The sequence below is a fragment of the Flavobacterium sp. IMCC34518 genome (assembly GCF_027111095.2).
GTDB lineage: Bacteria > Bacteroidota > Bacteroidia > Flavobacteriales > Flavobacteriaceae > Flavobacterium > Flavobacterium praedii.
The window spans coordinates 2,389,755-2,403,295 of sequence record NZ_CP114284.2 but is presented as its reverse complement, the minus strand read 5'-3'; the positions used below and the strand labels follow the sequence as shown (position 1 = coordinate 2,403,295).

The 13,541-nt window shown below is 31.0% G+C and carries 14 protein-coding genes; 8 read left to right on the top strand and 6 right to left on the bottom strand.

Annotated elements, in window-relative coordinates; genetic code table 11:
- Positions 1 to 85: 85 nt before the first annotated feature.
- From OZP06_RS10110 to OZP06_RS10090, 5 genes are all read left to right on the top strand, one after another.
- Positions 86 to 949, top strand: a complete 864-nt coding sequence (locus OZP06_RS10110) for a DUF6268 family outer membrane beta-barrel protein (protein ID WP_269221745.1) — start codon at positions 86 to 88, stop codon at positions 947 to 949.
- Between the two features lie 82 nt (positions 950 to 1,031).
- A complete protein-coding gene (locus OZP06_RS10105) occupies positions 1,032 to 2,027 on the top strand; it encodes a kelch repeat-containing protein (protein WP_269221744.1) in 996 nt (331 codons plus the stop codon).
- 76 nt (positions 2,028 to 2,103) lie between these two features.
- Entirely contained in the window at positions 2,104 to 2,376 is a 273-nt protein-coding gene (locus OZP06_RS10100) for a DUF4907 domain-containing protein (protein WP_269221743.1), read from the top strand.
- Between the two features lie 336 nt (positions 2,377 to 2,712).
- Entirely contained in the window at positions 2,713 to 3,486 is a 774-nt protein-coding gene (locus tag OZP06_RS10095) for a sensor histidine kinase (protein ID WP_269221742.1), read from the top strand.
- A gap of 24 nt (positions 3,487 to 3,510) precedes the next feature.
- Positions 3,511 to 4,224 (top strand): LytTR family DNA-binding domain-containing protein, encoded by a 714-nt coding sequence (locus OZP06_RS10090; protein WP_281237996.1) that lies wholly within the window; start codon positions 3,511 to 3,513, stop codon positions 4,222 to 4,224.
- Between the two features lie 300 nt (positions 4,225 to 4,524).
- Here the strand turns inward: OZP06_RS10090 and OZP06_RS10085 are convergent, their stop codons facing one another.
- Both OZP06_RS10085 and OZP06_RS10080 read right to left on the bottom strand, forming a co-directional pair.
- On the bottom strand, positions 4,525 to 5,040 hold the full coding sequence (locus OZP06_RS10085) for a gamma carbonic anhydrase family protein (protein WP_269221740.1): 516 nt from the start codon (positions 5,038 to 5,040) through the stop codon (positions 4,525 to 4,527).
- Positions 5,041 to 5,056: 16 nt separating this feature from the next.
- Complete coding sequence (locus OZP06_RS10080) at positions 5,057 to 6,052, bottom strand: type IX secretion system membrane protein PorP/SprF (RefSeq protein WP_281323672.1); 996 nt, start codon at positions 6,050 to 6,052, stop codon at positions 5,057 to 5,059.
- Between the two features lie 123 nt (positions 6,053 to 6,175).
- Here OZP06_RS10080 and OZP06_RS10075 point away from each other — a divergent pair, with 123 nt between their 5' ends.
- From OZP06_RS10075 to OZP06_RS10065, 3 genes are all read left to right on the top strand, one after another.
- The gene (locus tag OZP06_RS10075) at positions 6,176 to 7,069 is read left to right on the top strand and encodes a NifU family protein (RefSeq protein ID WP_269221739.1); all 894 of its coding nucleotides are present in this window, start codon (positions 6,176 to 6,178) and stop codon (positions 7,067 to 7,069) included.
- 220 nt (positions 7,070 to 7,289) lie between these two features.
- Positions 7,290 to 7,802 (top strand): YtxH domain-containing protein, encoded by a 513-nt coding sequence (locus OZP06_RS10070; RefSeq protein ID WP_269221738.1) that lies wholly within the window; start codon positions 7,290 to 7,292, stop codon positions 7,800 to 7,802.
- A gap of 82 nt (positions 7,803 to 7,884) precedes the next feature.
- Entirely contained in the window at positions 7,885 to 8,709 is an 825-nt protein-coding gene (locus tag OZP06_RS10065; protein ID WP_269221737.1) for a mechanosensitive ion channel domain-containing protein, read from the top strand.
- Between the two features lie 11 nt (positions 8,710 to 8,720).
- On the opposite strand, the gene tsaB is transcribed toward OZP06_RS10065, so the two are convergent.
- From tsaB to OZP06_RS10045, 4 genes are all read right to left on the bottom strand, one after another.
- On the bottom strand, positions 8,721 to 9,389 hold the full coding sequence (tsaB, locus tag OZP06_RS10060; RefSeq protein ID WP_281237999.1) for a tRNA (adenosine(37)-N6)-threonylcarbamoyltransferase complex dimerization subunit type 1 TsaB: 669 nt from the start codon (positions 9,387 to 9,389) through the stop codon (positions 8,721 to 8,723).
- A 200-nt stretch (positions 9,390 to 9,589) separates the two neighbouring features.
- Entirely contained in the window at positions 9,590 to 10,885 is a 1,296-nt protein-coding gene (locus tag OZP06_RS10055) for an efflux RND transporter periplasmic adaptor subunit (protein WP_281238000.1), read from the bottom strand.
- A gap of 6 nt (positions 10,886 to 10,891) precedes the next feature.
- Positions 10,892 to 12,328 carry a TolC family protein gene (locus OZP06_RS10050; protein ID WP_269221736.1) on the bottom strand — a complete coding sequence of 479 codons (1,437 nt, stop codon included), beginning with the start codon at positions 12,326 to 12,328 and terminating at the stop codon, positions 10,892 to 10,894.
- A 78-nt stretch (positions 12,329 to 12,406) separates the two neighbouring features.
- The gene (locus tag OZP06_RS10045) at positions 12,407 to 13,525 is read right to left on the bottom strand and encodes an efflux RND transporter periplasmic adaptor subunit (RefSeq protein WP_269221735.1); all 1,119 of its coding nucleotides are present in this window, start codon (positions 13,523 to 13,525) and stop codon (positions 12,407 to 12,409) included.
- Positions 13,526 to 13,541 lie beyond the last annotated feature (16 nt).

Below are 13,541 nucleotides of genomic sequence, written 5' to 3'. Positions count from 1 at the left end.
CTATTTGTCTATAGAATGAAGCCATGTATATATATTCTTTTTTATTCGGTAACAACCCATTTACTTTTGAACCAATATTAAAAAAATGAGAATAAACAACTTTACTAAGCTTTTGATTTTAATACCTTTTATTGGTATCAATGCACAAAAAGGATGTGCCCTTGATTGGAATTTGCAAACTGAACCTATTAATAAAGGAACTATTAAACAAACAGAAATTGGTCTAACTCTTTTTAAAACAATAGATGCAAAAATAAAACTGACGAATATATTTAGTTACAAAAGCACAACCATTACAGACGAATTAAAAGATTATTTACTAAAGGATTATGCTACAAATTACAGCAGTACACATTTCAATACTTATGAAAATAATTTTGAATTTTCAAAACAGTTAAACGATAAAACAAGATTGACATTTGGCATTCAGCCAACACTTAATTTTGAAAATCATATAACTTTTTCAGATGTCATGCTTTTAGGAAGTATTGAAATCAATTATAATATTAATAAAAATAGCAGTGTTGATTTTGGAATAAAAAGAACAACACTTTTTGGAACAGTGGATTGGCTACCCACTTTTACATATAATCACCAATTCAATGAGCATGTCTATATAAAATTGGGTTTCCCAAAATCATCATTCAGCTTTTCGAATTCGATACGAAATAAATTTAGCATAAATAATGATTTTAATGGCTGTAGTTATAATCTTGATGAATACATAATTAATGATGACCTAAACACCGTTTCTAAAGTAGGCTTTTCACAAATGGAAACTACGTTACAATTAGCAAGAAATATGGATAAATCTTGGATAATTACAGCCAAAGGAGGGTATTCGACGAATAAAGAATTCAAATTTTCAGATAATAATAAAACATACGAAATAAATCAGAAACAGAAAAACGGAAGCCTCTTTTCGATTAGTATAAAATACAAAATTTAAAAACTGTCCCAATAAAATTTACTGATAAATATAAAATAAACGAGAAAATTAACATCATCACAAATAAATAAATTTTAGACATATGAAACATTTTAAAAAAGGAATAATACTTAGTACTTTGCTAATTAGCCTATTTTCAATAAGCTGTAGTGACGATGATACAGAAGAAAAATTAGGAAATTGGATTAAAAAATCAGCCTTTGATGGACCTGCCCGTTCAAGTGCTACCAGTTTTGTAATAGGGACTTTTGCTTATGTTACTACTGGTTATACGGGAGATGAATACCTAAATGACTTATGGGCATACAATTCAGCAGGGGATTATTGGGAACAAAAAGCAGATTTTATCGGTATAGCAAGGAGCTCAGGATCAGGATTCGAATTAAACGGAAATGGATATGTGGGATTGGGATATGATGGTACGAATAAATTAAAAGATTTTTATGAATACAATCCTGATACTAATATTTGGACAAAAAAAACTGATTTTGCAGGAACAGCACGTTATGGTGCTGTAGGGTTTCAAGTAGGTGGAAAAGCATTTTTCGGGACTGGTTATGATGGTAATTACTTAAAAGATTTTTACCAATATAACGCAACAGACAATACTTGGACTCAAGTTAATGGATTTAGTGGAAACAAAAGAAGAAATGCAACTGTATTCGTAATAAACGATATTGCCTATTTAGGAACAGGACTAAACAGTGGCGTAAATCAAGTAGATTTTTGGGCATTTGATCCAATTACTGATATCTGGACAAGAAAAAGAGATTTAGATGATGATGGAACTGATCACGATGCCTATTCAATTAAAAGAGCAAATGCATCAAGTTTCTCCATTAATAGTTTGGGTTATATTACTTGTGGTGAAAGCGGAAGAACAATTTGGGAGTACAATCCAAAAACAGATATTTGGAAAGAAAAAACATCCCTTGAAGGATCTGGAAGATCTGATGCACTTGGAATTACAATCAAAGGCGAACGAGGATTCGTTATACTAGGAAAATCAGGAACATCCTTTTTTGATGATGTCTGGGAATTTAAACCATCCGAAGAACAAAATGATGATGACAATTAATACTAAAGCAAAATTCTTCCGGAAAAACATCCGGAAGAATTTCAATCCTCTTTTTAACATATACTTAATTATATTTTTGACAGGAACATTTATCTTCGTTTTTCTAAAAAAAGAAGAAAATTTTAAAGTTGAATCTATAAAAATCATAAATGGTTGGGGCTATACTATTTCAAACAACAATAAAATAATAATAAAACAAACCATTATACCCGTTGTTAGTCAACAGAAATCTTTTCAGACTGAAAAGGATGCCTTAGCAGTAGGCCATTTAGTATTACATAAATTAGAATCAAATTCATCACCCACAATCACAAAAAATGATTTAATCTCATTAAAAATAAAAATATAAATGAATATTGATATCGTAAAAAATCATATCTATAATAAGATCTTAATACATTGTATAATATGGTGTTTTTTTATAAGCACATCTCTTATTCAGTTTTACGAAAGTCCCTTTCATATTAATAGTGATTTTTATGTTCAATGGTTAACTGGTATTTTACTATTCTATTTAAATTATCTTTATTTAGTTCCTAATCTACTTTTAAAGAAAAAATATGTCAATTATATAAGTATCATTTTTGTACTCATAATCATTATAATGTTTATAAGGCAACATTTTATATCAACTGAATTTCTGGAAATGAAACCCCAAAAGGACATCAATTTTCAAAAGTTTCAAATGAATAAAAATGGAATACAACATATTGGTCCTAGAAGAGAACAACCTCTCTTTTTTAAAATAATCCCTTCCTTTTTTTACCTTTTAATAGTTGCCATTAGTACAATTATTAAAACCCTATCTGAATTTTATAACGACCAACAAAACAAATTAATATCTGATAGTCAGAGGACAACAGCTGAGTTGAACTATTTAAGAAAGCAGACAAATCCACACTTTCTCTTCAATTCATTAAATAGTATTTATTCCCTTGCCCATAAAAAATCAGATTTAGTACCAGATGCAATTGTAACATTATCCGAAATGATGCGATATATGCTATATGAAACGGACAACAAGACTGTTTTATTAGAAAAAGAAATTAGCTACATCAAAAATTATATAGAGTTACAAAAACTGAGGCTAAATAACATAGAAAACTTAACAATAAACATTCATGGTGATACCAAAAATAAGTTTATTGAACCAATGTTATTAATTTCATTTATAGAGAATGCTTTTAAATATGGAACTGATTATAAAGGCGCTACATTTGTAAAAATTAAGATAACTATCACGGAAAATATTTTAGACTTTTGGGTACAAAACAAAATAGAGAACACTAAAAAAGATCCGGTAAATTCTGGAATTGGTTTAACAAATATCAAAAATAGGCTACTTTTACTTTATCCAAATGCGCATACATTAAAACTAACAACAACAGATTCATTGTATACGGTAAATTTAATTTTACAATTGGATAAAATACAATTAGAATCCAACAACTCTTTTTAAATCAATTCTTAAAAACTAAAAAAAATGAAGTGTGTTATTATAGATGACGAACCTTTAGCAGTAGAATTATTGGTAGAATTCGTAGGACGAATTGATTCTCTAGAACTAGTCACTACCTTTACCAATGCAATTGATGCCATTTCCATAATCAATCAATCTCAAATTGATCTAATCTTTTTAGATATAGAAATGCCTCATTTCTCAGGAATTGATTTTATCAATGCAATCGAAAACAAACCGTTAATTATTTTCACAACAGCCTATTCCGATTATGCTGTGGAAGGTTTCAATCTAGGCGCAGTTGACTACTTGGTAAAACCAATTCCATTTAATCGATTTTTAAAATCCGTTTTAAGAGCCCAACAAATTAATACACCAAAGAGTATATCTGCAACAAATCAAAATGCAAATCCTCCAGAAATCGAACAAGATTTTATTTTTGTACGAGCAGAATATGAAAATGTCAAAATAAATTTTAAAGACATTCTATTTATCGAAGGTTTAAAAGATTATGTCAAAATTTACACTACTGATAATAAATACATTCTAACACTAATCAGCTTAATAAAGCTTGAAAACTTATTGTCCTCTAAAGGATTTTCAAGAATACATCGTTCTTATATCATCAACATAAAGCACATCAAATCCATCCAAAAAAACAAAGTTTTAATTGCAGATAAAAGAATTCCAATTAGTGAAAGTTATAAAAACGTTTTTTTTGAAAAGATAAATATTTAAACCAGAATCCGCAATAGACTTAGCAACGAAGCTAAATTATTCAATAAAAGTAAAACTAACGGACTATTTTTGAGGAAAACGAAGTTTATTAGTGAATGCCAAAAAAATAGCAACCAATGAACTAATACTTTTGACTTTCATTTTTTGAAAATAGGAGCACGTTCTTCGTTGTGTAGAACAATTTAGATATGATAATTTTCTAATCCGGATTTTGGGTTTAATTGATTCTTATTGTTAAAAAAATTGTATTCCAAAAACACTTATTTATTATCAAATAATTTCTATAAATTAAACAAAAAATTACTCTTCTTTAAACCAGCTTGAATACATTACATAATTATTTGAAATACGTTCTATCTCACCAGCAAAATTTGATTGATCTATATCTTTAACTTTCTTAGCTGGAACACCAGCCCAGATAGAACCTGACTCAACAACAGTATTTTGAGTGATTACTGCGCCTGCAGCAACAATAGAATTACTTTCGACTATACAATTATCCATAACGATTGCCCCCATACCGATTAATACATTATCATGGATCGTACAACCATGTACTATTGCATTATGTCCTATGGAAACATTATTACCAATTATTGTTGGATGTTTTTGATAGGTACAATGAACAACTGCTCCGTCTTGAATATTTACTTTATTTCCAATTTTAATATAATGTACATCACCGCGAATTACTGTATTAAACCAGACACTACATTGAGAACCAAAAGTTACATCACCCACTATAGTTGCATTCTCAGCTACATAACAATCTTCAGGAATAACAGGTGATTTTCCGTTTACAGGCTTAATTATCATTTTCTTTTATAACTTTTTAATTAATCGCAGGACAATTACAATCGTATTTTTCAGGTTTGCATAAAAAGTTAATACCTAGTGTAAGCTGATGAAATCCTGCATTATCATATTGAATATCTCCCAATAGATGAGTATATGTATAGGCAAACATGAAATTTTTATAATTTAAACCTAGAACTGGAGTAATATACTGCAATTTTTGACTGTTTGTTCCGCTTCCGCTAATGTATTCGGCTCCATCAAAACTTCTTCTGTAAGATAGACCTCCCCATAATTGTCCCATTTCTAGTTTCTTATAGGCTTTTAAGTTCATATCCAAAGCACTTTCCTTTGTTTTATCTACATATTGATACAGCAAAGAAGGCTCCAATAATATCTTATCGGCATTACCAAAAACATAACCTCCGCTAACTATAAATTTTCTCAAATTATCACTTTCATATTCGGTATAAATAGTCTGTCTTGTCTCTAAAACATTCTTAACTACTGCATTAAAACTAAAATCAAGATAATTATAAGATGCTCCTATATCTAAATTAAAATAAGAAGCTTGCTGAACAACATTTCCAAGGAGTGGATCATAATCTCCTGAATTTTGAAAATCAGTTTCATCCAATTGACTTTGATTTACACCTACATTTATACCAAAGGATAATTGATTTAAATCTACTTCATCCCTTGAAAACATAAGATGATGTGCATAAGTTGCTTTGAAACCAAATTGGGAATGATACCCATTAACATCATTAAAAACAATAGCACCAACTCCAGATTTATCACCAACCCTACCATTGTAACTTAATGTTTGGAGAGCAGGTGCATCAGTTTGATCAAACCATTGTTTTCTTGCAGTAAGCCTAAGTTTATGGCAATTGGATGCACCAGCCATAGAAGGAAAAATTAAATAATAATTATCCGATAGATAATCTGAATAAACGGGTATTCCTTCCTGTGCGAAAGTAGTTAAAGTGATAAAAAAAAAGGCAAAAACAAATTTGATTTTATTATACATTAAGGGGCGGTTTTATAAAATTAATCACGAAAAAAAAACTTTTGTTAATTTATTCTTTAAAATATCAAATATAGTTAATCATAGAAAATAACTTCACTAAATTTGTAAAAAATCACAAAAATCATGACAAAAGTTACTATAAAAGAAACCCAAAACCCAACAATATTAAAATTTGAATTTCCTGACTTCATTACTCAAAACGAAAGTTTCGAATTTAAAAACATCGATGAAGCAAAAGCGTCTCCTCTAGCCCAACAATTATTTTATTTACCATTTGTTAAAACAGTCTATATATCAGGTAATTTCATTGCAATTGAAAGATTTAGCATAGTTGAATGGGACGATGTAAAAGACGCTGTTGCAGAACAAATTGAAGCCTTTATAAACAAAGGAGGAATAATCATAGCCATTGATGAAAACAAAACAAAAAAACAGCCTATTACCGTTTATGGTGAATCTACTCCAAATCCTGCTGCACTCAAATTTGTCATCAATAAAATGATTACGAAAAATGCTATTGAGTTCAAAAACATAGATCAAAGCGCACCTTCACCGTTAGCAACTGAATTATTTAAATTCCCTTATGTAAAAGAGGTCTTTATAGATGAAAATTACATCTCTGTTACCAAATACGACATCAATGAATGGCAAGATATTACACTTGAATTAAGAACTTTTATAAAACAATACATCGAAAACGGAGGTACTGTGCTTGATGAAACTATGATTCAAACTATTGTTAAAGACGAAAAAACAAAAGACGAATCATTTGATTCACTTGATGAAACATCTCAAAAAATCATTAACATACTTGAAGAATACGTAAAACCGGCTGTAGCCGCAGATGGAGGAAATATTCTTTTTGATTCCTACGATAGTATAACAAAAACCGTAAAAGTAATTATGCAAGGTGCATGTAATGGATGTCCCTCATCAACTTTTACCTTGAAAAGCGGCATCGAAAACATGCTAAAAAGTATGTTGAATGATGAAGGAATAAAAGTAGAAGCTGTTTAAAACCATTAGCTATACAATAACATTACAAAAGCGTTTCTAAAATTAGAAACGCTTTTTTTTTAAATTCCTATTTCAATTCAAAACAGAACAGTAAGCACTCTCACTGTATGAGAAATACAAAAAAACAATATACCGTAATCCATTGCTGTACAATTATTTAATATGGTAATTATAAAAATAAAGTTTACATTTGGTTTTTCTAACCTAAAAAGTAAAAACCATGGGAATAACTTCATTTTTTAAAAGTGTATTTGGCACAGCCAAAGAAAAAGCAAGCGAAATAGTAGAACAAGCAGAAAACGTAATTGAAGAAACAAAAGAGGCCGCTCAACCCTATTTAGACAAAGCCGAAACATTTGTGGACGAAACTGTGACAACTATTAAAGAAACAGCAACGCCTCAAATTGAAAAAGCAGAGGCTTTTATTGAAGAAACGGTAAACAAGGCAAAAGAAGTTGCATCACCTCAAATTGAAAAAGCCGAAAACTTTATAGAAGAAACAGTGGCCAAAGCAAAAGAAATTGCCAGTCCTCATATAGAAAAAGCTGAAGTTTTTATTGAAGATACGTTAAACAAAGCTAAAGAAACTATAACTCCAATTATAGAAAAAGCAGAAACAAGTATAGAACAAGCCATTGATAGCACAAAAGGAAAAACAACTGCTCCAGAAGAAACTTCAGAACTAAAAAACTTGGATACAACCTCAACAAATTCTGAAGAAGTTCCAAAATAGCATTTTATAAAAATATTAATTTCTTATTTTTGCAATCCAATTATGGCCTTCTCATATGAGAAGGTCATTTATGATTTAAAATATGACTTTAGACCCCAATTTCATCGCTGGTTATGCCGACACCTTTATTACGGCACTTATAAATTATTCTCCAAAAGTTATTTCCGCTTTTCTAATTCTTTTTATTGGACTTTATTCCATTCGAATTATCAATAGAATTATTCGAAAAATAATGATCCAAAGAGAGCTAGACCCAACATTAACCAAATTTCTAGCCGACATATTATTGTGGGCATTAAGAGTCTTACTTTTTGTTACTTTTATTTCAAAATTAGGAATAGAAACCTCCTCTTTTGTAGCTATTTTGGGTGCAATGGGACTCGCTGTTGGTTTGTCATTACAAGGTTCATTGTCTAATTTTGCTGGAGGAATGCTAATCATCCTTTTTAAACCTTTTAAAGTTGGAGATACTATTGAAGCACAAGGTATTTTGGCTACGGTACAAGAAATTCAAATTTTTGTAACCAAATTAATAACAGCCAATAATCAAACTGTTTTTGTACCCAACGGGTCTTTATCCAATGGAACAATCACAAACTATTCGATGCAAGGTACCCGAAGAGCTGATTTGACAATCGCTATATCTTATGACACTGACATCAAAGAAGTAAAAAACATCATAACAAAAGTGCTACAAAGCAATCCCAAAGTATTAGCTTCACCTATAGCAGAGGTATCCGTTAAGAATCTTACTGATAATGCTATTCAAATTGCCGTTAGACCTTGGGCCAAAAATGAAGATTTGGGTAGTGTAATCTCGGATACATTAGAAAATTGCAAATTGGCATTTGATGAAGCGGGGATCACTTTTCAACCGTATGTTACCGAGTTATCAAAAAGTAATTAGCAAAAACCAAACTATTTTTTTGAAGTGGTAATTAAAAAATCTTTCAAATAATAAGGTTCAAAATAGGCGACATCAACTGTGTCGTTTATTTTGTATTTATCAAAACTCAAAGCACACATTTCGTTGGCAGAAGGATATTTAATAGCATCTAAGAATACAAAATTATCATTTGTCAAAACTGTTTTGCATTTTTCATTGCAATCACCTACAAAATAAACTGTCCCTTGTAGTTCTTCAAAAGATTTTTCGGTTATAATCTCGGCCAATACTTCTCGTTTTTTTTCTAATAAAGGAGAAAAAACAGCACTATACACTTCCATTCTACGGGCATCAATCATAGGAACAATAAAACCTTCAGCAACTGTAACTTTCAAGGCCAATGACTGCAAAGTGTCAACCGCAATTAATGGAATTTCCAGAGCATAACACAAGCCTTTAGCTGCCGAAATACCTATTCGCAATCCCGTATAAGATCCTGGCCCTTGACTTACGGCAATTGCCGCCAAATCTTTATACCCTATTCCCGCCTCGCTCATAATTTCTTCTATAAAAACATGCAAACGCTCCGCATGCGAATACCCTTCTTCTGCAATTTCTTTGCACAATATCATTTTTCCTTCTTTTGCCAAAGCAACAGAACAATTTTTGGTAGCGGTTTCAATGTTAAGTATATACGACACGTTATTAATTTTAGGTTGTAGATTTTAGATTTTTTATTATAAAATCATGAAATAATGAATACGATTGCAAATTTACACCTAATTTTTAAATTTCCTTTATAAAACAAAAAACACGTCCAGGAAGTTCAAGACGTGTTTTTATTTTTATATTCTTCAAAAGAAACCGAACAATAATTTATACCATTTAATGATTAAGGAAACTATTTTTTCTTGTCTGTTTCGGTTGGAACAAATACTTTATCTCCAGAATTTAGATCTTTGGAGACGGTAGAATAAGGCCCTGTGATAACAACATCGCCTTTTTTCAATCCTGAAACTACTTCAATATTTGTATCATCTTGAATTCCAGTTTTTATGATTCTAATTTTAGCTTTATCGCCTACTTTTACAAAAACACATTCATATTTTTTGTCACTTTTCGGAGCTTCCTTTTTGTCGTCAGACTCAGGTCCGTCCATTTTGATTTCTTTTACGGCAGTAGTATCAGACTTCACAACAACAGAACTGATAGGAACATGAACCACATTCGTTTTTGTTGTAGTGATAATATCAACCGTAGCGGTCATACCTGGTCGGAAAGGAGAATAAGAAGACGGTTTCCCAACCATTAAATCTTGATACGATTCTTTTAAAATTCTAACTTTTACCTTAAAATTAGTTACTTGATCTGCTGTTAAAGCCGTACTTGCTGAATTTGAAATACTGGTAACAACACCTTTAAATTGTTTTTTCAAATAGGCATCCACTTCTACATTAGCCAAATCCCCAACTTTTATTTTTACAATATCATTTTCGTTTACATCTACTTCAACCTCCATATTGTTTAAATTGGCAACTCTTAAAATTTCGGTTCCAGCCATTTGTTGCGTCCCTAAAACTCTCTCGCCAAGCTCTACATTAAGCACAGAAATGGTACCATCAGCAGGAGCATAAATAGTAGTTCTACCCAAGTTGTCTTTGGCTTCATTAACAGTTGCCGAAGCACTTTTTACATTATAAAAAGCAGATTGTTTATTGGCTTTTGCCACTTCAAAAGAAGCTATTGCCTTATCCCAATCTGATTTTGAAATAATCCCTTTTTCAAACAAAGTTTTATTTCTTTCATAATTTGCTTTTGCTTCATTAAAAGAAGCTTCTGATTGACTTAAACCGGCTTTAGTTCCAGACAAATTCGAAACAGAACGATTGTAGCCCGAAGTATATAAATCTGGATTAATTTTTACCAATAAATCTCCTTTTTTTACTACTTGACCTTCTTTTACATTAAGTGAAATAATTTCGCCTGAAACTTCAGATGAAATCTTTACTTCAATTTCGGGTTGAATTTTACCCGTTGCCGATACTGTTTCCACTATTGCACCCGTAACCACATTGGCGATTTCAATTTCTTTTCCTTTATCTTTATTTCCTAAGACACCCGCTTTTGAAAGTCCAATTAATAAAGCTATAATTACTACTGCCGATCCTAATAAGATGTAAATTGTTTTTTTTGACATGATAAATTAATTTTTGATAATTGGAATTCCAAAATAAAATTCTAATATTTTGATTTTAAAGATATAATCGTATTTGGTTCTAATAACTTCTGATTGTGCATTGGTAAGCAACGTTTGTGACTGATTAAAATCGAAAGAATTCATTAACCCCACTGCATATTTTTCTTTTGCATAATTATAGGCTTCTTCTCTAGATTCTAAAGCTACAATGGCAGACTCATGTGCATTCAAAGCTCCTTTGGCATCTGTGAAAGCAGTGTAAACATTTCGTTGCAAATCCAAATCTTCTTTTTCCAATGCAATTTTAGATTTTTCTAAAGCAACTTTGGAACGTTCTACATTATTTCTTACAGAGAATCCATTAAAAATAGGAATCGACAATTGTGCCCCAAAAGAATGCCCTTTGTTATTACTAAATTGATCCATAACAGGTTCTGGACCTCCTAATACCGCCACTGAATTAGGTCTCAAAACGTTTTGGTTCGTGCCTTCTACATAACCAACAACAGAGGTAGGATTTGCTGTATTTGGAGCAGAACCGGTTACAATATCGCTATAACTTGCTCTTGTATTAAAATTATAAAAAGCAGATAAGGTAGGTTGATAAGCTCCTTTTGAAATTGCCACATCTTTTTCAGCGATTTCCAAATTGGTTTGTGCAATTTTCAATTCTGTTCTACTCTCTTTTGCTTTTGCATAAATATCCATCGGTTTTATCGACATAATATTATTTTCGTCTTTAGCATTAGTATCGTCTATTACATCAAAATCCCAAAATTCTTTTAATTGTAATAATTGAGCCAAACTCAATTTAGAAATTAATAATGCATTTTCGGCTGTAATAACATTTTGTTTATTAGAAGCCACTGTAGCTTTGATATCTAATAAATCGCCTCGTGGTATAGAACCCGCTTTTACCAATTCTTCGGAACGTTTGTATTGTTTTTCATTTATTGATAACTGTTCTTGTTGCACTTTTAGATTTTCTTTATTAAAAAGCACTTGCAAAAAAGCATTGGCAACATTCAAAGCAATGTCTTCCTGCATTTTTACCAATTTGTATTTGGAAGAAACAATAGAAAGATTAGCTTTTCGCAGTGTATTTTGATTCTGCATTCCTTTGTAGATATCTACTCCAACATTGGCTCCAAGGCTTGTAAATTGAGTAGTTTGATTTCTCAAAAGACCTGTTGTTATATCTTGATTTAGACCAATATTCCAAGAATGGTTAGCACTCAAATTAGCACTTGGTAAAAAATTTCCAAAAGCGCCTCTTTTGTCTATACTAGCCGAAAGCGTATCCAATTCGGTGTTTTTTATAGAAATATTGTTTTTTATAGCATACTTTACACACTCTTCTAAAGTCCATACTTTGGTTTGTGCTTGAGTCGATAATCCTATCAGAAAGACTAAAGCGATACTAAAATAATTTATTTTTTTCATTTTTATTGGAATAAAAGCGTAACAAATATACTACGCATATTTAACTTAATTTGTAATTCAAAAACCTTTTTTTAGCGATTATTTGGGTTTAACCTCTTCCGTAATTAACCCTTGATTCCATACTTTTATTTTATCTGTGGGTTTAATTCCACTTTTTACCTGAACATAGATTCCGTCACTTACACCCAATGTAATATCTTTTCGTTGAAACTTTTGTTTCCCTGTTTCTATTTCAACATAAGGCTTTTGTGTTTTTTTGTCAAACTGAATCAATGATTCTTTTAAAGCTTGCACTTTATCTGCTTTTTCTAATATAATGGAAGCATTAGCACTCAAACCTGCTCTGATAAAAGTATTATCTCTATTGGTTAATGTTGCTTTTATTTCGAATTGAATAGCTCCGTTTTCCGTTTTCCCTTTTGGAGCTATATAAGTCAATACAGCTTCGAATTTTTTATTTTCAATGGCTCCAATAGTAATTTCGATAGGCATATTTAATTTGATCTTTCCTACTTCAGACTCATCTACTTTACCAACAAATATCATTCTTCCAATATCGGCAACACTAGCAATTGTTGTACCTTCATTGAAATTATTACTCTCAATGACTTGATTACCCACTTTTACAGGAACATCGAGTACCATTCCATTTACTGTTGAACGAATCAAAGTATTGGCATAACTACCCAATCCAGAAGTTGTACCCGTTTTTACAATATCAAAACCTTGAATGGATGCACTATAATTTTGTTTAGCTTGGCTATAAGCCAATTGAGCAGCATCAAAATCATTGGCAGAAATAACCCCTTTGTCAAACAATGTTTTTTGTCTTTGAAATAATTTCTCTTGATTGTCCAAATCTATTTTGGCCGTTTTAACTTGATTTTGCGAATTACTTAAATTGGAAACATTGGCAACTACTTTGATTTTGGCAATCATGTCACCTGCTTTTACAGTTTCTCCTGCTTTGATATATACTGCTTCAATAATTCCAGAAATATTGGGTTTAATTAATACTTCTTCGTCTGGCACAATATTCCCAGTAGCAAGAGTACTTTTTATAATAGTTTTCACTTCTACTTTGTCCGTTTCAAAAACAATAGGAGATTCCTGGTTTTTGGCGTACAAATAATATAAAGCCCCGAAAAAAACTATCGCTATAAGAATCAATACGGTTATGGTTACTCCTTTTTTCATTTTGTAAATTTTATTC

Coding starts and splice junctions, on each gene's coding strand:
- OZP06_RS10110 (WP_269221745.1), top strand. CDS start 86: ATGAGAATAAACAACTTTACTAAGCTTTTGATTTTAATACCTTTTATT.
- OZP06_RS10105 (WP_269221744.1), top strand. CDS start 1,032: ATGAAACATTTTAAAAAAGGAATAATACTTAGTACTTTGCTAATTAGC.
- OZP06_RS10095 (WP_269221742.1), top strand. CDS start 2,713: ATGAATAAAAATGGAATACAACATATTGGTCCTAGAAGAGAACAACCT.
- OZP06_RS10090 (WP_281237996.1), top strand. CDS start 3,511: ATGAAGTGTGTTATTATAGATGACGAACCTTTAGCAGTAGAATTATTG.
- OZP06_RS10085 (WP_269221740.1), bottom strand. CDS start 5,040: ATGATAATTAAGCCTGTAAACGGAAAATCACCTGTTATTCCTGAAGAT.
- OZP06_RS10080 (WP_281323672.1), bottom strand. CDS start 6,052: ATGTATAATAAAATCAAATTTGTTTTTGCCTTTTTTTTTATCACTTTA.
- OZP06_RS10075 (WP_269221739.1), top strand. CDS start 6,176: ATGACAAAAGTTACTATAAAAGAAACCCAAAACCCAACAATATTAAAA.
- OZP06_RS10070 (WP_269221738.1), top strand. CDS start 7,290: ATGGGAATAACTTCATTTTTTAAAAGTGTATTTGGCACAGCCAAAGAA.
- OZP06_RS10065 (WP_269221737.1), top strand. CDS start 7,885: ATGACTTTAGACCCCAATTTCATCGCTGGTTATGCCGACACCTTTATT.
- OZP06_RS10055 (WP_281238000.1), bottom strand. CDS start 10,885: ATGTCAAAAAAAACAATTTACATCTTATTAGGATCGGCAGTAGTAATT.
- OZP06_RS10050 (WP_269221736.1), bottom strand. CDS start 12,328: ATGAAAAAAATAAATTATTTTAGTATCGCTTTAGTCTTTCTGATAGGA.
- OZP06_RS10045 (WP_269221735.1), bottom strand. CDS start 13,525: ATGAAAAAAGGAGTAACCATAACCGTATTGATTCTTATAGCGATAGTT.